This window comes from Pseudomonas sp. FGI182 (assembly GCF_000511325.1).
Lineage (GTDB): Bacteria > Pseudomonadota > Gammaproteobacteria > Pseudomonadales > Pseudomonadaceae > Aquipseudomonas > Aquipseudomonas putida_Z.
Genome location: NZ_CP007012.1, coordinates 865,085 through 884,062, shown reverse-complemented (window position 1 = coordinate 884,062; position 18,978 = coordinate 865,085). Strand labels below are relative to the sequence as shown.

Genomic DNA, 18,978 nt, shown 5'->3' with positions numbered 1-18,978 from the left:
AGCGGCCTTGTGTCGCGAAAGGGCCGCAACGCGGCCCCGGCAATCTATGCGGCGAAGCTGAAAACCTGGGGCTGCTACGCTCCTGCAAGGAGCCGCGCCTGGCTTCAGATCAGACAAGCACCGTCCACAGCGCAAACCCGGCATACCACAGCACCGCACAGCGCAGCAGCAGCTCCCACAGGCTGTCCAGCCGCCCCAGCCCGCGCTGGCTGTCTTCTTCCTCGGGAATGTCATCGGCAATGCGCCCGACCCGGGCCACCAGGTGTGCGGCGCTGATGTGCCAGTTGAGCACCTCGTGCAGCATCACCCGGGTGACCGCGAGGAAGTTGCCGACCAGGGCAAAACTCAAGGCCAGCACCCGTACCGGCAGCCAGTCCATGATATGCCTGAGCTGCTCGGCACGAGCCTTCAACGTCGGTTGCTTGCTGTGTTCGCCACACAGCGCCAGCAGGCGGTAGGCCAGGGCGGCACCCGGGCCCAGCACGAAGTACCAGAAGATCACTGCGAAAAAGCCTTGGTACACCTGCCACAGCAGGTTGCCCTGCACCCGCACCAACAGGCTGTGCGGTTCGTCGGCCGCCAGCCCCAGGTCGCGCTCGGCCACATGCAAAGCGGCCTGGTCATCACCGCGCCGCCAGGCATCGCGGAACGGCCCCAACGATGCCTTGGCATCGCCGCGGCCCAGGCTGTAGATCAGCACCAGCAGGTGCACCGGCAATGCCAGCAAGCCATACGCCACCGGGTCCAGCACATGCAGCAGCAACACCAGCAGCGCTACCGGTGCCAGTACCAGGATGGCCAGCGTCCACCACGGGTGCACCTTGCCGCTGCGCTCCAGGCGCACCAGTTCGCCAAGGAAGAACCCATCGCGCTGCACCTGATGGCGCAGGGCCGAGAACTTCTCGACCCACAGCGCCAGCAACAACACCAGAAAACTCATGCCTTGTCCTCGTTTTGCTGCAGCGCCTGTCGGTAGCGCGGCCAGTCGAAGGCCGGGCCGGGGTCGGTCTTGCGCTGCGGGGCAATGTCGCTATGGCCCTGGATGCGGCCCAGGTCGATGGCCGGCCAGGCACCGCGGATGTGCCGGGTAAGTTGCTCCAGCACCGTGTACTGGGCATCGGTATAAGGCAGGTCGTCGGTGCCTTCCAGTTCGATGCCGATGGAGAAATCGTTACAGCCTTCACGCCCGTCGAAGCACGACACGCCGGCGTGCCAGGCGCGGTCGAGCAACGACACGAACTGGGTCACCGCACCGTCACGCTCGACGAACAGGTGCGCCGACACGGTCAGGTGGTTGATGCTGGCGAAGTACGGGTGTTCGTCGGGGTCCAGGCGGTTCTGGAAGAATTGCTGGACCTTGCCGGTACCGAAGCAGGCAGGCGGCAGGCTGATGTTGTGGATCACCAGCAGGGAAATCGATTCGCCTTCGGGGCGGGTATTGAAGTTCGGCGAGGGGCAGTGGGTGATTCCGATTCCGTGGAACCAGCCAGTGGCACGGTCCAATTGCATGGGGCAGATCCTGAAAACGCCGTGAACAGGTCAACAGTATGCCCTGCGGCCAACGGCGTTTGCATGTGAATCATTGTAATGCTGTGGGAGCGGGCGTGCCCGCGAACACCGGCGCAGCCGGTGCCATCCACCGCGGCGCTTGTTTCGCGGGCATGCCCGCTCCCACAGAGATCGTGCCAGCTTGCAGATATTGCGCAAGACAGTTGTGCCTACCGCCGCAGCCCGTCGAGCACCGCCTCAAGCGCCCGCTCGAACAACAGCCCGTCATCCAGCACTCGCACGTCGCCTCGGTGCAGTGCCTGGGCCAGGCTGGCCCCGTTCCATTCACGCACTTTCATGCCGGTGCGGTTGGCGAACACCAGCCGGTCGCTGCTGTCGATGCGCGCCACCAGCTTGCAGCGCAACGGTTCGTCCTCGTCCAGCACCTCGACCCAGGTACCGATACGCAGGCGCTGCACCTGGCGCAGCGCCACAGCCTGCCCGTCGGCAAACTGCAACGGAGCACAAGCGGGTTCTTCAGCAATCGCCAGGACGATGTCCTCGTCCACCAGCACCTCGCTCAGGGGTTGGCCCTCACCACCGAGCTGCATCGCGGTACCCGCGCAGGCACGCAGGTGCAGCTGCTCCAGTTGCAGGAAGAATTCGCGGGTCGCTGCCGAGTCCAGGGCCACGCTGGCCAGGCCATCGCGCAGTGCCTTGAGCAGGCCCGGCACCTGCTGCAGCAAGGCATGTGGCTCATGCGGCGGGGTGATACTGGCCAGCAGCGTGTCCATCGTCTGCAAGGCGTCTCGCCAGGCCTGGGATGCCTCGCCCTGCTTGAGCCAGGCCAGCAGCAGTACCTGGCTCCAAGCCTGCACCAGCATCTGTACCACCACCTGCGGCAATAACCGCCCCCGCAGGCGCTGGTTGAGTACGTGCTGCACCTGCTGCCTGGCCTGCAGGGCTCGGGCACGCCCTTCTTCGGCGTCGCGAGTGCGTTGTTCAAGCAGTTCGTTGCGGCGCCGCTCGTCCTGGTTGAAAGCGAGGAAGTCTTCGAGCAGTTCGGCGAACAGGCTGGCATCTTCGGCAAAATCATTGAGCAGGCGCTGGACGATACGCTCCACCCGCAGGTGCAGGCTGTCGCGCATGCCGTCGCCACCCCATTCCCAACCAATTGCCGCGCCAGCGATCTCGTTGAGCAGCCGGCGGGCCGGGTGGCTGGCCCGACTGAACAGCCCCTTGTCCAGCAGGGCTACCTTCAGCAGCGGAATATGCAGACGCCCGATCAGCGCACGCAGGCTGGCCGGCAGGTTGTCGTCGTCCTGGATGAAGGCGAACAGCAGGCCAACCAGGTTGATCATGTCCTCGTCGGCCACGTCGATGCGCCGGCGTGTGCCGCTGCGCACGCTGACCCGCAGCAGCAGTTGTTCAAGCTGTTGGCCAAGCTCGAAATCATCGGCCTCGTGGGTAGCGGGCACGTAGTGCTGCAAATGCGTAAGCAGGCGCAGCAGGTCGGCGGTGCTGATTGGCTGGGCGGCGGCCACCGCCTGCAAACGAGGCGCGAACTGCCCGCGCGCCGGGGCCAGCAGTGTTTGCAACGAGGCAAAGAACGCCTGCCCTGCCGCGTCCGCGCCCACCTCGTGCCCCAGGCTCGCCGGCCCGCGTCGTGCGTTCATGCGCCGGTCTTCGGCGCGCCGGCGCGGTGCCGTTGGCAACTCGGGCAACACACCGGCAGCGGCCAGCAACTGGTTGGCTTCGCCATAGATCACATCGGCATCGCGCAACACATAGCGCTCGAACAGTTTGAGCAAAACCAGCTTGACCCGCAGGCCAACCCCCAGGTTGCGGCCAGCGTCGAGGAAGTAGCCGCACAGCGCTGCGGGCCCCAGCGGGTTGTGCTGCTCGTGCAGGGGGCGGTCGAGCAGTACCTGCAAGCGCAGGCCCAGTTGCTGCAGGGCAATGCCGTCGCGTGACAGCACCCGCGCGACCATGCCTTCGATCGCGGCGGCCCGCTCCACCTGGGCCTTGCTGCGCAGGTTGCCCGGCTCGACCAGGTGCGCCAGCAGGTCGACCTGGCCGATACGGGCAAAGGCATCATAGAACGTGTCGAGAAAACCGCGCTCGATGCTCTTGCGCTTCAGGCGCAGGTCACGCATGGCCTCGAAGTACAGGTTCTGGTCACTGCGGTCGAAGGCCTTGTCGGCCATCTCGAAGAGGGTGTCGTCGGCGTTGTCGAACAAGTCCTGCAGGCCCTGACGCAACTGCAAGGCGGCCTTGTCCCGCACCTGCAGGAGCAACACCGGAAGGCAAGGCAGAGGCGCACGCCCGCCTCGATCGATGGCTGCCGCCAAGGGCACCACCTTGCCTTCTTTTTGCATCCTGTACTCCTTGCAGGGTGTCTCGCCCGAAGGGGCTGAAGATCGTCAAAGTCATGACGCCAAATACTGGTCACCATTATCGGTAAAAACCCGTACAGCTGCCAGCGCCGTTTCACTGGCTGGCTAATGACCCTGATTTACCCCGCTTGCTCACACCGGCCGACCAAAGGTCATCGCCAAGGCGACTGTACACACCGGCCCCCTGCCCTATAATCGCCGGCATCTAGCTTGTGGAGCCGACCATGCCGAACCTACGCCTTGCCGACCTGACCGCTGAAATCGAAGCCAACGTGCGCCGTGCGCTGTTGGAGGACATCGGCAGTGGCGATATCACAGCGCAGCTGATCCCGGCGGAGCGCCTGGCCAAGGCGACCATCATCACCCGCGAAGACTGCGTGATCGCAGGCACCGCATGGGTCGATGCCGTGTTCCGCCAACTCGACCCGCGCGTGGCCGTGCACTGGCAGGTGGCCGATGGCGAGCGCGCCACGGCCAACCAGCCGCTGTTCCATCTGGAGGGCCCCGCGCGTTCGCTGCTCAGCGGTGAGCGCAGTGCACTGAACTTCCTGCAGATGCTGTCGGGGGTCGCCACCCGTGCGCGCTTCCTGGCCGACCTGGTGGAAGGCACCCAGGTGCGCCTGCTGGACACCCGCAAGACCCTGCCGGGCCTGCGCCTGGCGCAAAAGTATGCAGTGACTTGCGGCGGTTGCGACAACCACCGCATCGGCCTGTACGACGCCTTCCTGATCAAGGAAAACCACATCGCCGCCAGCGGCGGCGTGGCCGAGGCCGTGGCGGCGGCGCACCGCATTGCGCCGGGCAAGCCGGTGGAAATCGAAGTGGAAAGCCTGGACGAACTGCGCCAGGCACTGGCCGCAGGTGCCGACATCATCATGCTCGACGAGCTGAACCTGGAGGAGATGCGCGAAGCAGTGCGCATTACCGCGGGCAAGGCCAAGCTGGAAGCCAGTGGCGGGGTCAACGAGACGACCTTGCGGGTGATTGCCGAGACTGGGGTGGACTACATCTCGATTGGTGCAATGACCAAGGATGTGAAGGCGGTGGACCTGTCGATGCGGTTGAGCCTGTGAGCTGATCGCAGGCATGAAAGAACCGGCCTCAGGGCCGGTTTTTCATTGGGGGCGCTTTGCGCCCCTTTCGCGACACAAGGCCGCTCCTACAGGGATCGCATACCCCTGTAGGAGCGGCCTTGTGTCGCGATGGGCTGCGCAGCAGCCCCGGCGATTCAGAATCAGAACGAAGCGTTGGCCAGCCCGTCCAGGTAACGCTCGACATCCAGCGCCGCCATGCAGCCAGCACCGGCCGAGGTAATGGCCTGGCGGTAAACGTGGTCAGCCACGTCACCGGCGGCGAACACGCCCTCGACGTTGGTGGCGGTGGCATTGCCTTCACGGCCGCCGTTGACCACCAGGTAGCCGTCCTTGAGGGTCAGCTGGCCTTCGAACAGCGAGGTGTTCGGGGTGTGGCCAATGGCGATGAACACGCCGTCGACCTTGATTTCGTCGCTGCTGCCGTCGTTGTTCTTCAGGCGCGCACCGGTCACGCCCATGTTGTCACCCAGCACTTCGTCCAGGGTGGCGTTGAGTTTGAGCTCGATCTTGCCTTCGGCCACACGGGCGTGCAGCTTGTCGACCAGGATCTTCTCGGCGCGGAAGGTATCGCGACGGTGTACCAGGGTCACCTTGCTGGCGATGTTGGCCAGGTACAGTGCCTCTTCCACGGCAGTGTTGCCGCCGCCCACCACGGCAACCGGCTTGTTGCGGTAGAAGAAGCCGTCGCAGGTGGCGCAGGCCGAAACACCCTTGCCCATGAAGGTTTCTTCCGACGGCAGGCCCAGGTAGCGGGCGCTGGCGCCAGTGGCGATGATCAGCGCGTCGCAGGTGTACTTGCCGCTGTCACCCTGCAGGGTGAAGGGCTTGTTGGCCAGGTCGACGGCGTTGATGTGGTCGAAGACGATTTCGGTTTCGAAACGCTCGGCGTGCTCCTGCATGCGTTGCATCAGCGCCGGGCCGGTCAGGCCATGGGGGTCGCCCGGCCAGTTGTCGACTTCGGTGGTGGTGGTCAGCTGGCCGCCGGCCTGCATGCCGGTGATCAGCAGCGGCTTGAGGTTGGCACGGGCGGCATACACCGCGGCGCTGTAACCGGCAGGGCCGGAACCGAGAATGATGACGCGCGAATGACGTACTTCAGACATGTCGAACTCCTGTCGAGCGGGCCGCAGGGCCGGCATCGGTGTACCGGCTGCGCCAGCAGGAAAATTAAAAAGAACCCACGCAGCACTTGGGGAAGGCTACAACGCGCAGGCCCAGAAAACGGAAAGTTGAGCGCACTGTAGCGAGGTCGCAAAGATTAAGGAAATATCCTTCGACAATCCACCTCATAGGCATCGTCTATTCAGCGATTTCATCGATAGCCAAGCCCTGCTGCTTTTGTTACAGCCCGTTTCCCGCCCGCTGCCCGCCTTTCGTCGGCGCGGCAAACTCGGTAAGGTCAGCGCGTTTTCCTTCTCTGCGGAGTCTCTCGATGCAAGCCCCTGTCCTCTCTGGCCCCCAGTACCTGCGCGAAGGCCTGAAACTGGTGCTGAGCCCCAACCTGCGGTTGTTCGTGCTGCTGCCGCTGGCGGTAAACCTGCTGCTGTTCGGCGGCCTGATCTACTTCGCCGGCCACCAGTTCAGCCTGTGGGTGGACGCCCTGATGCCGAGCTTGCCAAGCTGGCTGAGCTTCCTCACCTACATCCTCTGGCCGCTGTTCGTCGCCCTGGTGGTGCTGATGGTGTTCTTCACCTTCACCCTGGTGGCCAACATCATTGCCGCGCCGTTCAATGGCTTTCTGGCGGAAAAGGTCGAGGTGGTGGTGCGTGGCCAGGACAACTTCCCGGCGTTCAGCTGGGGCGAACTGGTGGCCATGGTGCCACGGACCTTCGGTCGTGAAATGCGCAAGCTGGGCTACTTCCTGCCGCGGGCCATCGGCCTGTTCATCCTGTCGCTGATCCCGGTGGTCAACGTGGTGGCGGCGCCGCTTTGGCTGATCTTCGGGGTGTGGATGATGGCTATCCAGTACATCGACTACCCGGCGGACAACAACAAGATGAGCTGGCAGGACATGCTCGCCTGGCTGCGCCAGAAACGCTGGCAGAGCCTGGGCTTTGGCGGCATTACCTACCTGGCGTTGATGATCCCGCTGGTGAACGTGCTGATGATGCCGGCGGCGGTGGCCGGGGCCACGTTGTTCTGGGTGCGGGAACGGAACTGATCCCTGTGGGAGCGGGCGTGCCCGCGAACACGGGCGAAGCCCGTGCCATCCACCGCGGCGCCTGTTTCGCGGGCGTGCCCGCTCCCACAGGAAACGCGCAGGCATTGAAAACTGGGCATGGTGGTGACGCCCTTACTGCCCCAACCGGCTGGAAAACTGCCCCACCACATCCACCACCCGCTTGGCCCCGTCCTGGATCTCGACAATCACGCTCCCTGTCTCGTCCGCCAGTGCCAGCCCCTGCTCGGCCTGGCGCTTGCTGGTGTCGATGATCGCCACTGCCGCCTGGGCCAGTTGCTCGTTCTGCTGCACCACCCGGGCGATTTCCTCGGTGGCTGTGCTGGTGCGCGAGGCCAGCTGGCGCACTTCATCGGCAACCACGGCAAACCCCCGCCCCTGCTCGCCGGCGCGGGCCGCTTCGATGGCCGCGTTCAGCGCCAGCAGGTTGGTCTGCCCGGCAATGTCGCTGATGGTCTTGATGATCGAACCAATCACCCGCGACTGTGTATCCAGCGCCTGGATGCCCTCTGCCGCCTCTTGCATCGACGCTTCCAGCCCGCGCATCACGCTGACGCTCTGGGTGACGACATCGGTGGCCTTGCGGGCGCTGGCATCGGTACCCAGCGAGGTGTTGTAGGCAACATCCGCCGCCTCGGCCACCGCCTGCTCCTGGTTGACCTGCTCGGTGATGACGGTGGCGAACTTGACCACCTTGTACAGCACGTCATGGGCATCGAAGATGGGGTTGTACGAAGCCTCCAGCCAGACCACCCGGCCATGGGCATCGATACGTTTGAAGCGGTCGGCAACGTACTCGCCACGGCGCAGCTTGTCCCAGAACGCCTGATAGCCGGCCGAGTTGGCCTCCTCCGGCTCGCAGAACATGCGGTGATGCTTGCCACGGATCTGCTCCAGGCGGTAACCGACGGTGGCCAGGAAGCGTTCGTTGGCGGTGAGCACGGTGCCATCGAGATCGAACTCGATCACGGCGGTGGAACGCATCAGCGCCTTGATCAGGCTTTCGTGCTCGCGGGAGGTCTCGATGGTGCGGGTAAGGTCGCTGGAGTGCAGCGTGAAATACTTGATGCGCCCCTCGCTGTTCTTGACCGGCTGCAGGATCGACCGTAACCAGGCCTCCTGGCCATTGCCGCGCAGCAGGCGGAATGCACCGTTCAGGTGTTCACCGCGGCTGATCGCGCCTTTCATGCGCTGGTAGAAATCCAGCGTCTTCACATGGGCGGGGACGATGTCCTCGATGTTGCGCCCAAGCAATTGTTCGGCACGGTAGAGCATCTCGCTCTCGAAGTTGCCGTTGACCATCTCGATCCGCCCCTGGGGGTCGAGTTGCAGTACCAGCATCTCGCTGTCGAGGCTACTCTTGACCTGTTCGATGGACATCAGGTCTTCGCGCAACTGCCGGATTTCTTGCTTGAGCTTGTTGTTGAACATCACCGCTCTCCTGGAGCGCATCGTCGAATGCATCTTCATCGGCTGCCGGTGCCCCCTCTTGAGCACCCTTGCAAGGAAAAATTCACAAGGCGAAAAGCGTCGGCGATCAGGCGTCATCTGTACGTCACATGGCAGTCACATTGGCGCAATCCAGCAGGCGGACACTTTTTGTCATGAATACACCCGCCCTACGCATTACCCTGGTCAGCGAAACCTTCCCACCCGAGATCAACGGCGTGGCCAATACCCTTGGCCGGCTCAGCGAAGGGTTGCGCCAACGCGGCCATGAGATCGAAGTGGTGCGCCCGCGCCAGGCCGGTGAAGCACCACTGCACAACGACCCGAACGTGATGCTGTGCCGTGGCTGGCCCCTGCCTGGTTACCCGGGCTTGCAATGGGGCGAAGTGTCGATGCACAAGCTGTTGCGCCGCTGGCGCCGGCAGCGCCCGGATGTGCTGTACATCGCCACCGAGGGGCCGCTTGGGCTCAGCGCACTGCGCGCGGCCCGGCGCCTGGGGGTAGCGGTGGTCAGCGGCTTCCACACCAACTTCCCGCAGTATTCCGGCCAGTACGGGCTGGGCCTGCTGACGCGCCTGCTCACCAACTACCTGCGCTGGTTCCATCGGCGCACGGCGACCACCCTGGTTCCCAGCCTCAGTCAGCGCCTGGAGCTTGAACGCCGCGGTTTCGAACGCCTGGAGCTACTGGCCCGGGGGGTCGATGCCTGCCTGTTCAACCCGGCCCGGCGCAGCCCCGCATTACGGGAAAGCTGGGGGCTCGGCCCGGACGACATCGCCGTGCTGCATGTCGGGCGGCTGGCGGCGGAAAAGAACCTGGGTTTGCTGCGGCCAAGCCTGGAGGCCCTGCAGAAAACTTATCCACACAAACGCCTGCGCCTGATCATGGTGGGTGACGGCCCGCAGCGTGCCGCCCTCGAACAGCAGGTACCGGATGCCGTGTTCTGCGGCGCCCAGCGTGGCGAGGTGCTGGCCGAACACTATGCCAGCGGTGACCTGTTCCTGTTTCCGAGCCTGACCGAAACCTTTGGCAATGTGGTGCTCGAAGCCATGGCCTCGGGGTTGGCGGTGGTCGCCTATGACGAGGCGGCCGCCGCGCAGCATATTCGCCATGGCCATAGCGGTGCGCTGGCCATGCCGGGGGATCAGGCGGCTTTCATCGATGCAGCCTGCTGGTTGCTGGAGGAAGAAGAGACGTTACGGCGGGTGCGCCTGAATGCGCGAAAGCATGCCAGCCGCCAGGGCTGGCCGGCGATTGTCGAGCAGTTCGAGGGGTATCTGCATGCAGCCCGGAACCAGGCTGCGACTTCACCAGCTTCGAGGCTGGGTGCTACGCGATCTGTGTAGGAGCGGCCTTGTGTCGCGATCGGGCTGCAGAGCAGCCCCTCGATAGGTGCGACAATGCTGATATCCGGGGGCCGCTATGCGGCCCGATCGCGACACAAGGCCGCTCCTACAGAGAAACCGCGTCTGGCGCTTCAGGCCAAGGCTTTCTCGATAGCCTGTACCACCGCTGGATCATCCGGTGCCGTGCGCGGCGAAAAACGCGCCAGTACCCGCCCGTCCTTGCCTACCAGGAACTTCTCGAAGTTCCAGGTAATGTCCCCCGGGAACTCCGCCCCCTCACCCGCCAGCAGGCGGTACAGCGAGTGGCGCTGCGGCCCGTTGACCTCCAGCTTGCCACCCAGCGGGAAGCTCACCCCGTAGTTGAGGCTGCAAAACTCCTGGATTTCCTTTTCGCTGCCAGGCTCCTGGCCGGCAAACTGGTTGCACGGCAGGCCAAGCACGTTGAAGCCCTTGTCCTTGTAAACCTGGTAGAGGTTCTCCAGGGCCTTGTATTGCGGCGTGAGACCACACTTGGAGGCAACGTTGACCACCAGCACCACTTGGCCCTTGAACGGTGCGAGGGGCAGCTCCCCGCCGTTCAACGCGTCCAGTTTCAGGTCGTGAAATGCACTCATGATGAATCCCCTCTCAGGTTCCCGGTTGCCGCGCAGGTGAATTCCGCCCACTAAAAAGGCGCTCGTCCAAACCGTCCACCTCCCGTAGGAAGGCAAATCGGCTTGCCCGAGCGCCTGGCGACTTTCTGAGCTTAGCGCAGAAAATCAGTGGTGATGGCCACCTTCACCGTGGATGTGGCGGTGAGCGATTTCTTCGTCGCTGGCATCACGCACGTTGACTACCTTGACCTGGAAGGTCAGGCGCTGGCCGGCCAGCGGGTGGTTGCCGTCGACAGTCACGTCGTCGCCGTCGATGTCGCGGATGGTGACGATCTGCATCTGGCCATCCGGCGCCGAAGCGTGGAACTGCATGCCCACTTCCAGCTCGTCGACACCTTCGAACAGGCTGCGGTTCAGGGTGCTGACCAGCTCGGCCAGGTACTCGCCGTAGGCATCTTCCGGCTCGATGGAAACGTTCAGCTCGTCACCGGCCTGCTTGCCTTCCAGGGCTTTTTCCAGGCCCGGGATGATGTTGCCGGCACCGTGCAGGTAAACCAGCGGTGCACCGCCGGCGGAGCTGTCGATGGTCTCCCCGGCGTCGTTGGTCAGGGTATAGTCGATGGAGACAGCCTTGTTGGCGGCGATCAGCATGGGGCAAGACCTTTTGCAAAAGTATGTAGAGCGGACAAGTGTAACCAAGCCATCGCCCGATTGCGAACGCACTGCGGACGAGCAACGGCCCATCAGTCGGATCACCGGCTTCCACCAGGACGAAGAGGGCCACTGGGTGGCCGAACTGTCCTGCGGCCACACCCAGCACCTGCGCCACCAACCGCCGTGGCAGGCACGCCCCTGGGTGCTCGACCCGGCCCAGCGCGCGCAACGCATCGGCCAGCCTTTCGCTTGCGGCTGGTGCGCACAAGGGGCCGATAGCGCTACCCTTGGCCGTTAATTTCTTGCACCGCTTATTTCGAGAAGCACGCATGCAGACATTTTTCATTGCGCCGACCGATTTCGGTGTCGGCCTGACCTCCATCAGCCTGGGCCTGGTGCGCACCCTGGAGCGCGCCGGGCTGAAGGTCGGCTTCTTCAAGCCGATCGCCCAGCCCCACCCGGGTGACACCGGCCCCGAACGCTCCACCGAGCTGGTCGCCCGCACCCACGGCATCAAGCCCCCGGTGCCGCTGAGCCTGGCCCACGTCGAGCGCATGCTCGGCGATGGCCAGCTGGACGAATTGCTCGAAGAAATCATCCGCCTGTACCAGCAAGCCTGCATCGGCAACGACGTGGTGGTGGTCGAAGGCATGGTGCCCACGCGCCACGCCAGCTATGCGGCGCGGGTCAACCTGCACCTGGCCAAGAGCCTGGATGCCGAGGTGATACTGGTATCTGCACCGGAAAACGAAGTGCTCAGCGAGTTGTCCGGCCGGGTCGAACTGCAGGCCCAGCTGTTCGGCGGCCCGCGCGACCCGAAGGTGCTCGGGGTAATCCTCAACAAGGTGCGCACCGACGAAAGCATGGCGGACTTTTCCACCCGCCTGCGTGAACACTCGCCGCTGCTGCGCGGCGACGACTTCCGCCTGCTGGGCTGCATCCCCTACCAGCCCGAACTGAACGCCCCGCGCACCCGTGACGTGGCCGACCTGCTCGGTGCCCAGGTGCTCAATGCCGGTGACTACGAGCAGCGGCGCATGAGCAAGATCATCATCTGCGCGCGCACCGTGGCCAACACGGTACCGTTGCTTACCTCGGGTACCCTGGTGGTGACCCCGGGCGACCGCGACGACATCATCCTCGCCGTCAGCCTGGCGGCGATCAACGGCGTACCGCTGGCCGGCCTGCTGCTGACCAGCGACGGCAAGCCAGACCCACGCATCCTGGGCTTGTGCCGCGGCGCCCTGCAGGCCGGCCTGCCGATCCTGTCGGTCAGTACCGGCTCGTACGACACCGCCAACCAGCTCAACTCGCTTAACCGCGAAATCCCGGTAGACGACCGCGAGCGCGCCGAATTCATCACCGACTTCGTCGCCAGCCACCTCGACGCCGCCTGGCTGCACCAGCGTTGCGGTACCCCGCGCGAACTGCGCCTGTCGCCGGCAGTGTTCCGCTACCAGCTGATCCAGCGGGCGCAACAGGCCAACAAGCGCATCGTCCTGCCGGAAGGCGCCGAGCCGCTGCTGGTGCAGGCTGCGGCCATCTGCCAGGCCCGCGGCATTGCCCGCTGCGTGCTGCTGGCCAAGCCCGAGGATGTCGATGCCGTGGCGCGCGCCCAGGGCATCACCTTGCCGCCGGGCCTGGAAATCCTCGACCCCGAGGTGATTCGCGGGCGCTATGTGGAGCCGATGGTCGAGCTGCGCAAGAGCAAGAACCTCAATGCCCCAATGGCCGAGCAGCAACTGGAAGACCCGGTGGTGATCGGTACCATGATGCTGGCCCTGGACGAAGTGGATGGCCTGGTCTCGGGCCTGGTGCATTCCACCGCCAACACCATCCGCCCGGCCCTGCAGCTGATCAAGACCGCACCGGGTTCGAGCCTGGTGTCGTCGGTGTTCTTCATGCTGTTCCCCGAGCAGGTGCTGGTGTACGGCGACTGCGTGATGAACCCGCACCCAAGTGCTGTCGAACTGGCCGAGATCGCCCGGCAGAGTGCCGAATCGGCGCAGGCCTTCGGCATCGCGCCGCGGGTGGCGATGATCAGTTATTCAAGCGATTCGGCCAGCGACGAGGAAGTCGAGAAAGTGCGCGAAGCGACCCGCCTGGCACAGGGCGCGGCGCAGGAGCTGCTGATCGACGGGCCGTTGCAGTATGACGCGGCGGCCAACCCGGCGATTGCACGGGAGCTGGCGCCGGGCAGCCCGGTAGCCGGGCGGGCGACGGTATTCGTGTTCCCTGACCTGAATACCGGCAACACGACCCACAAGGCGGTGCAACGCAGCACCGACGGGGTCAGCCTGGGGCCGATGCTGCAAGGGTTGCGCAAGCCGGTGAACGACTTGCCGCGCGGGGCTCAGGTTGACGATATCGTGCATACCATTGCCCTGACAGCGATTCAGGCCAGCGTGGTGGGCTGATACCGGCGAAGCATGGCACCGGCTTCGCCGGTGTTCGCGGGCTCGCCCGCTCCCACAGAAACCGCGCATTTTCTGAGCCTCGCGCTAAACCTGTGGGAGCGGGCAAGCCCGCGAAGGGCCGCAAAGCGGCCCCGGCGGTCAATCAGGGATACTGCTGAACCTGACCTTGCTGGTCATACTGCTGACCCGGAATCGGCTTCAGGTTCACTTCCACCCGGCGGTTCTGCGCGCGACCATTGGCGTCGGCGTTGCTGGCGATCGGCTGGTCCGGGCCCATGCCACGTACGGTGATACGCGAGGCATCCACACCCTGCGAGGTCAGGTAGGTGCTGACCGCCTGCGCACGGCGCTGGGACAGGTCCATGTTGTGCTGGCGGCTGCCAGTGCTGTCGGTGAAGCCGACCACTTCGATGGTGTTCTGGTTGAACTGCTTGAACGAGCCGGCCAGGTTGTTCAGCGGCGAGTAGAAGCTTGGTGCGATGTTGGCCGAGTCGGTAGCGAAGGTGATGTTGCCCGGCATGATCAGCTTGATCTGGTCACCCTGGCGCTGCACTTCCACGCCGGTGTTGGCCATCTGCGCGCGCAGCTCGGCTTCCTGCTTGTCGGCGTAGTAGCCATAACCGGCTGCGGCGGCACCTACGGCGGCGGCGCCGATCAGTGCACCCTTGCCACGGTTGTTGTGGTCTATGGCGGCACCGGCGATAGCACCGGCCAGCGCGCCCAGGCCGCCGTACTTGGCGGTCTTGCTCATCCCTGTGGAGCCCTGCGCCTGCCCTTGGCTGTCATAAGGGTTCTGCCCGGCACAGCCGGTCATCAGGGCAGCGGCGGTTGCGACGATAATCAGACGACGCATGGTGAACATGGACAAGCTCCTACTGAATTCATGAATGCGGCAGATCATAAAGGGATCTATGCCAGCCTTGGATTGCATCGGCAACAAAAAATTCCATGAAAGTGCCTTCATGTGCCATCAGGCACGCACGAAGGGGTTTTCGCGCATTTCGTCGCCCAGGCGGGTATCAGGCCCGTGGCCGGTCACCACGATGGCCTCCTCGTCCAGCCGGTACAGCCGCTCCTTGATCGAACGGACGATGGCCCGCTGGTCGCCACCCCACAAATCGGTACGGCCAATGCCACGGCGGAACAGGGTATCGCCGGCGATCAGCAGCTTGGCGTCGGCAAACCAGAAGCTCATCGAGCCCGGCGTGTGGCCTGGCGTATGCAGGGCCACGCCACAACCGCAGGCCAGCTCCTCGTCATCCCCCAGCCAGCGGTCTGGCGCAGGTACCGGAGTGTAGGGCACGCCGAACATCTGGCACTGCATTTCCAGGTTGTCCCACAGCGCCTGGTCGTCCTTGTGCAGGTGCAGCGTTGCGCCGGTCAGTTCCTTGAGCTTGCCCGAGGCAAGGAAGTGATCGAAGTGAGCGTGAGTGTGGATGATGCTCACAAGCGTCAGCCCGTGGGCCAGCAGGCGAGCAAGGATCTTGTCCGGGTCACCGCCCGGGTCGACGACGATGGCCTTTTTGGTAAGCGGGTCGCCGATCAGGGTGCAGTTGCACTGCAGGGGGCCTACGGGGAAGGTTTCGCGGATGAGTGAAGACGAGGGTTGGGTCATTGACGTTCTCATGAGGAAAGCGCAGCGTGCTAAAAGCGTCGAGTCTATTTATTCAATCAAGCGCAGGCAGGTCGCCGGGATTACAAGCTGCCCCCTGAGGCAAACGAAAAACCGGCCAATAGGCCGGTTTTCAGACTAATACGAGTGTGCAGCAAGGCGCATATCGCAGGGCCTGACGTGCTGTCGTTCAGGACGGGATTCCTGCCAGAGGGCCTGCGGGCTCAAGCTCTGCCCCCTTCGCCTTCGCGACCTGCAGGAACCGGAGCTGGTTACTGGAGACTCGACCAGCAAGACGTCTGGCTTCAGCCTCGAATTTTGCAATGGCAAGCAACTCTACCTGTCTCGTTTTGGATCGCATGGTTACCTCCAAAAGCTTGATCGACGCAATCGATGTTATTAGGGATCAACCTGGATCACAAGCCGACCCTCGGCGGTCCAGGTGAAGCCAAGCGCCTCATAAACTGACATTGCGCCCTCAATAGGGTCTTGTATTTCAATCTCTTGACAACCCAACATGCGAGCGTAGAAGTCTATCGATGTCAGCGCCAAACCAGCGATCTCTCCCCGGAGTGGATGCCACCTGCTGGGATTACCTTGGAGCAGAATGACCTTGATACATAAGCGACTCTTTCTAGGGCTTGCATAGCAGAGACCACAGAGCTCGCTTCCGAACCAGATGGCAAGATCGAACCCTTTGGGATCGCTATCCTTCCAGTCGACAATTTCCTCCCAAGGAAACATACACCCACTTGTCAGCCATTCCAGGCTAGCACTGACGGCCTCGTGCGTTATGGGCTCTATCCGGACTTGATCCAGCTCGACATCTCGGCTCAGTAGTTCTGGCTGCCGACACAGCATTTCATGAGTGAGGGTTCTGGCTTGGGATCGAAATATTTGGTATCGGAGTTTGCTGATTCGCCTTCTCATGCAAGCCCCGCATTCGAAATGGAGCCTCCGTCCATTTAGAACTCACGACCTACTGGTTGCATGCGGTCCCACACCCGCATGTCTTTCGGTTGCGGGGCATTGAAGTCGCATTGACCGAGGAGCGACACCAGGTCATAACGGTTTGCGCCGAAGCCCGCATTCTTCTGATGCTCAGTCGCTCGGAAGTCTTCAATCGGTGAGCAGTGGTTCAACTTCTGGGTAAATCTCTTCATAACCGCTCTGCTGGTAGTCATCGAAAACCGAATAATTACCAGCGTGAACGCCGATGAAAAAGAGCTCAAAAGCCCTTTTGGTTTAGATCAGATTGCTCCTACAACTCACGACGAAGCGTCGCCGCTGTACTAGCAGGAAGCGTTGCTTGATGTGTCAATACGGGCCGTGCTCTGCAAGCTTCTCTCAAGGCAAGAACAACCTGAACAACCCACCCCCAAGCGCCCCGCCATTGGAGATCTCGATCCGCCCGCGCACCCCGCCGCTTTCATGCAGTGCCGCGATCCGCGCCGCAAAATACAGGCCCAGGCCGGTACTGCCGCTGGTCGAGTCGATACCCTGGATGAATTCTTCCTGGCGTTCGAGCATGCGCTGTGGATAACCCGGGCCGTCATCGTTGACGCAGATGGCCAGCTGGTTGTCTGCCTCTTCGATGGTGATCAACAAGGCATGCGCGGCAAAGCGGGTGGCGTTGGTGATCACGTTGGCGATTACCGAGGCCACCAGCTCGCGGTCGAAGAAGCCCAGCGGGTTGTCGGTGTCGATGCGCCAGGTGGCAAGGATGTCCTTGTGCTTGAGCACTTCCTCGTGCGCAGCCAGCTGGGCTTCGATGAAATCGTCCAGTTCGTGGTAGTCCGGGCACACCGGCAACTGGTTCACGCCCAGTTTGTACAACCCCAGCAACTGCACCAGCATGCCGTTGAGATGGCGAAATTCATGCTCCATCACCCCCTGCTCGGCACCACCGCGCAGTTCCTCGGGCAAGCGCTGCATCCACTGGTTGTGGGACTGGATCAACGCCGACAGGGAATTCTTCAGGTCGTGCACGGTGGAGGCGATCACCGTGGAAAAATCCAGCCCCTGGTTGTCTTGATTCATGCGCCGAACACTCGGATGTGCAGTTTGCGGTAGCGGTCGTAGCGGTTGTCGCTGGCGGGGATGCCGGCCACGCTGGTCAGGGCGTCGCGGCACTCCTGCATGATCGCGGGCTGAGGGCTGTCTCCGCCGATGCGCAGCAGCGCCTGGGCAGTGTTGAGGGCGATGCTGATGTTCTTCGGCTGCAAACCCAGCGCCTTGCGGAACAGCTGCAACGCCTCGCCGAGCTGCCCCCCCTGGTAACTGCGCACACCCTGGCGATTGAGGGTGACCGCTTCGGTAATGGCGTTGAGCACGCTGGGGTCGTCCGTCAGCTTGCCGACCCTCTCCATGACCTTGGGGTCGTCGCCATAACTTTCCACACAGCTCCTCAGCACGCCGATGGCGGCGGCTTCCTGCCCCATGGCCTGCAACTGCGCGGCAACGGTCAGGGCCGAATCGACCGAGAAGAACTGGTTCATCTTGTCCAGGCGCTGGATCGCCTGTTCGGTCAGCTTGGCAGCCGTTTCAGGGTCGCCGGCCTGCTGCAGGCTGGCGGCCTTCATCATGCGGGCACGCACCTGCAGGCCCTGGTCCTCGGGGTTTTCCTTGGCTACTTCGCTGAGCGTGCTGTTGATCTCGACCCGGGTGCGCGCATCCAGGCCAAAGCCGGCATTCCTGCTCATCAGCGCCTGCACCAGGCCCAGGTTGTTCTCGGGGTCCTTGTAGCGTGAGCTCTGGCCCTGGTTCACCGCATGGCGGAACGCTTTCGAGGCACTCTCGAAGTCTTCGTTTTCCAACGCCAGCTTGCCCAGCGTCGACTGCCGGCGCACCGACAGCGGCGACAGGCGCACGGCTTCTTCAAGCATGTTCTGCGCACGCCTGGTTTCGCCTTGGGCCACCAGCACCTCGGCCATGCCATCGTACAGGCCTGGCATGATCGGGAAGGCCTTGAGCGCCTGCTCGTACACGCCCTGGGCCTGGGCATTCTGGCCGCGCTTGTGCATCAGGCTGCCCAACGCCGAGTACACCCACGGCTGCGGGCGGCTGGCCAGGATGGCCTTGAGGAACTTCTCCAGCTCCTCGAAACGGTTGAGGTTGCGCAAGGCATCAGCCCGATAGCGCAGGCACAGCGGGGCCAGGCGTGGGTCGCGCTTGCACAGCTCGGCGCAGGCCGCCAGCACTTCGGCCGGGCGATTGCGGTCCAGGGCCTGCAGGATCGGCTTGAGCAGGGTCTTGCGCTGGTACAGCTTCTCCACACGCTGGGCCAGGCCAACCCGGTTGAACGGTTTGGTCAGGTAGGCATCAGGCTCGTGCTCGATGGCGCTGAGGACAATGGCCTGGCTGCTCTCGGCCGTAACCATGATGAATATGCACTCATGGCTGATGTGCTTGTCGAGGATCAGGTCTTCGAGCACCTGCTGGCCGTTCTTCTTGCCGTCACCCAGGTGGAAGTCCTGCAGGATGACGTCATAGCGCTTTTGCGCGCACATGCGCAGCGCCTGCTCGCCGCTGTCGGCGGTGTCCACGTCACGTACGCCCAGCTCGCGCAGCATGGAACGGGTCGACGTGCGAAAGTCGGTAAAGTCGTCGACGATCAGAAAGCTCTTTTGCCCGTACTGCAGCATCAACACGACCTGCCTTGGAATGATTGAAAAATCGCGCGAGGCGATGCCACCGATAGCTGTATCGGCAGCTGGTCGGGAAAGATGAGGGTAGAGCGTTGGCGGCCAC

At 63.5% G+C, this 18,978-nt stretch carries 15 protein-coding genes and 2 pseudogenes; 5 read left to right on the top strand and 12 right to left on the bottom strand.

The features are described from left to right. Positions 1 to 109: 109 nt before the first annotated feature. The 3 genes from ampE to C163_RS03980 form a co-directional block, all read right to left on the bottom strand. On the bottom strand, positions 110 to 940 hold the full coding sequence (gene ampE, locus C163_RS03990; RefSeq protein ID WP_025337724.1) for a regulatory signaling modulator protein AmpE: 831 nt from the start codon (positions 938 to 940) through the stop codon (positions 110 to 112). Then, complete coding sequence (ampD, locus tag C163_RS03985; RefSeq protein ID WP_025337723.1) at positions 937 to 1,509, bottom strand: 1,6-anhydro-N-acetylmuramyl-L-alanine amidase AmpD; 573 nt, start codon at positions 1,507 to 1,509, stop codon at positions 937 to 939. Before ampD ends, ampE begins: the two co-directional genes overlap by 4 nt. Before the next feature lie 209 nt (positions 1,510 to 1,718). Further along, positions 1,719 to 3,866, bottom strand: a complete 2,148-nt coding sequence (locus C163_RS03980; RefSeq protein WP_025337722.1) for a DUF1631 domain-containing protein — start codon at positions 3,864 to 3,866, stop codon at positions 1,719 to 1,721. 242 nt (positions 3,867 to 4,108) lie between these two features. Here C163_RS03980 and nadC point away from each other — a divergent pair, with 242 nt between their 5' ends. After that, a complete protein-coding gene (gene nadC / locus C163_RS03975) occupies positions 4,109 to 4,957 on the top strand; it encodes a carboxylating nicotinate-nucleotide diphosphorylase (RefSeq protein ID WP_025337721.1) in 849 nt (282 codons plus the stop codon). A gap of 161 nt (positions 4,958 to 5,118) precedes the next feature. Here the strand turns inward: nadC and trxB are convergent, their stop codons facing one another. Beyond that, entirely contained in the window at positions 5,119 to 6,081 is a 963-nt protein-coding gene (trxB, locus tag C163_RS03970) for a thioredoxin-disulfide reductase (protein WP_025337720.1), read from the bottom strand. A 329-nt stretch (positions 6,082 to 6,410) separates the two neighbouring features. On the opposite strand from trxB, the gene cysZ reads away from it, so the two are divergent. Then, a complete protein-coding gene (gene cysZ, locus C163_RS03965; protein ID WP_025337719.1) occupies positions 6,411 to 7,139 on the top strand; it encodes a sulfate transporter CysZ in 729 nt (242 codons plus the stop codon). Positions 7,140 to 7,271: 132 nt separating this feature from the next. On the opposite strand, the pseudogene C163_RS27640 reads toward cysZ, so the two are convergent. Then, positions 7,272 to 7,631 (bottom strand): annotated as a pseudogene (locus C163_RS27640) (methyl-accepting chemotaxis protein); the annotation flags it as partial. Between the two features lie 228 nt (positions 7,632 to 7,859). Further along, positions 7,860 to 8,459 (bottom strand): annotated as a pseudogene (locus C163_RS27635) (PAS domain-containing protein); the annotation flags it as partial. A 302-nt stretch (positions 8,460 to 8,761) separates the two neighbouring features. Between C163_RS27635 and C163_RS03955 the strand changes: the two are divergent. Next, entirely contained in the window at positions 8,762 to 9,952 is a 1,191-nt protein-coding gene (locus C163_RS03955) for a glycosyltransferase family 1 protein (protein ID WP_025337717.1), read from the top strand. A gap of 131 nt (positions 9,953 to 10,083) precedes the next feature. Here the strand turns inward: C163_RS03955 and C163_RS03950 are convergent, their stop codons facing one another. Both C163_RS03950 and C163_RS03945 read right to left on the bottom strand, forming a co-directional pair. Further along, on the bottom strand, positions 10,084 to 10,566 hold the full coding sequence (locus tag C163_RS03950; RefSeq protein WP_025337716.1) for a glutathione peroxidase: 483 nt from the start codon (positions 10,564 to 10,566) through the stop codon (positions 10,084 to 10,086). 144 nt (positions 10,567 to 10,710) lie between these two features. Continuing rightward, the gene (locus C163_RS03945; protein WP_003259610.1) at positions 10,711 to 11,196 is read right to left on the bottom strand and encodes a peptidylprolyl isomerase; all 486 of its coding nucleotides are present in this window, start codon (positions 11,194 to 11,196) and stop codon (positions 10,711 to 10,713) included. Between C163_RS03945 and C163_RS03940 the strand changes: the two genes are divergently transcribed. Both C163_RS03940 and pta read left to right on the top strand, forming a co-directional pair. Further along, on the top strand, positions 11,195 to 11,497 hold the full coding sequence (locus C163_RS03940) for a DUF3565 domain-containing protein (RefSeq protein ID WP_015268965.1): 303 nt from the start codon (positions 11,195 to 11,197) through the stop codon (positions 11,495 to 11,497). The two genes, C163_RS03945 and C163_RS03940, sit on opposite strands and share 2 nt — an antisense overlap. Before the next feature lie 31 nt (positions 11,498 to 11,528). Then, positions 11,529 to 13,616, top strand: a complete 2,088-nt coding sequence (gene pta, locus C163_RS03935; protein WP_025337715.1) for a phosphate acetyltransferase — start codon at positions 11,529 to 11,531, stop codon at positions 13,614 to 13,616. A gap of 142 nt (positions 13,617 to 13,758) precedes the next feature. On the opposite strand, the gene C163_RS03930 is transcribed toward pta, so the two are convergent. The 4 genes from C163_RS03930 to C163_RS03905 form a co-directional block, all read right to left on the bottom strand. Then, complete coding sequence (locus C163_RS03930) at positions 13,759 to 14,478, bottom strand: OmpA family protein (protein WP_013970946.1); 720 nt, start codon at positions 14,476 to 14,478, stop codon at positions 13,759 to 13,761. A gap of 108 nt (positions 14,479 to 14,586) precedes the next feature. Further along, positions 14,587 to 15,231 carry an MBL fold metallo-hydrolase gene (locus C163_RS03925; protein ID WP_025337714.1) on the bottom strand — a complete coding sequence of 215 codons (645 nt, stop codon included), beginning with the start codon at positions 15,229 to 15,231 and terminating at the stop codon, positions 14,587 to 14,589. A 1,344-nt stretch (positions 15,232 to 16,575) separates the two neighbouring features. Continuing rightward, positions 16,576 to 17,268: a sensor histidine kinase KdpD gene (locus C163_RS03910; RefSeq protein WP_025337711.1), complete on the bottom strand. Its 693-nt coding sequence runs from the start codon at positions 17,266 to 17,268 to the stop codon at positions 16,576 to 16,578. Beyond that, positions 17,265 to 18,872 carry a response regulator gene (locus C163_RS03905; RefSeq protein WP_025337710.1) on the bottom strand — a complete coding sequence of 536 codons (1,608 nt, stop codon included), beginning with the start codon at positions 18,870 to 18,872 and terminating at the stop codon, positions 17,265 to 17,267. The genes C163_RS03910 and C163_RS03905 overlap by 4 nt, the downstream gene beginning before the upstream one ends. Positions 18,873 to 18,978 lie beyond the last annotated feature (106 nt).

Coding starts and splice junctions, on each gene's coding strand:
- C163_RS03950 (WP_025337716.1), bottom strand. CDS start 10,566: ATGAGTGCATTTCACGACCTGAAACTGGACGCGTTGAACGGCGGGGAG.
- C163_RS03925 (WP_025337714.1), bottom strand. CDS start 15,231: ATGACCCAACCCTCGTCTTCACTCATCCGCGAAACCTTCCCCGTAGGC.
- C163_RS03980 (WP_025337722.1), bottom strand. CDS start 3,866: ATGCAAAAAGAAGGCAAGGTGGTGCCCTTGGCGGCAGCCATCGATCGA.
- cysZ (WP_025337719.1), top strand. CDS start 6,411: ATGCAAGCCCCTGTCCTCTCTGGCCCCCAGTACCTGCGCGAAGGCCTG.
- trxB (WP_025337720.1), bottom strand. CDS start 6,081: ATGTCTGAAGTACGTCATTCGCGCGTCATCATTCTCGGTTCCGGCCCT.
- ampE (WP_025337724.1), bottom strand. CDS start 940: ATGAGTTTTCTGGTGTTGTTGCTGGCGCTGTGGGTCGAGAAGTTCTCG.
- C163_RS03955 (WP_025337717.1), top strand. CDS start 8,762: ATGAATACACCCGCCCTACGCATTACCCTGGTCAGCGAAACCTTCCCA.
- C163_RS03930 (WP_013970946.1), bottom strand. CDS start 14,478: ATGTTCACCATGCGTCGTCTGATTATCGTCGCAACCGCCGCTGCCCTG.
- nadC (WP_025337721.1), top strand. CDS start 4,109: ATGCCGAACCTACGCCTTGCCGACCTGACCGCTGAAATCGAAGCCAAC.
- ampD (WP_025337723.1), bottom strand. CDS start 1,509: ATGCAATTGGACCGTGCCACTGGCTGGTTCCACGGAATCGGAATCACC.
- C163_RS03945 (WP_003259610.1), bottom strand. CDS start 11,196: ATGCTGATCGCCGCCAACAAGGCTGTCTCCATCGACTATACCCTGACC.
- C163_RS03910 (WP_025337711.1), bottom strand. CDS start 17,268: ATGAATCAAGACAACCAGGGGCTGGATTTTTCCACGGTGATCGCCTCC.
- pta (WP_025337715.1), top strand. CDS start 11,529: ATGCAGACATTTTTCATTGCGCCGACCGATTTCGGTGTCGGCCTGACC.
- C163_RS03940 (WP_015268965.1), top strand. CDS start 11,195: ATGGGGCAAGACCTTTTGCAAAAGTATGTAGAGCGGACAAGTGTAACC.
- C163_RS03905 (WP_025337710.1), bottom strand. CDS start 18,872: ATGCTGCAGTACGGGCAAAAGAGCTTTCTGATCGTCGACGACTTTACC.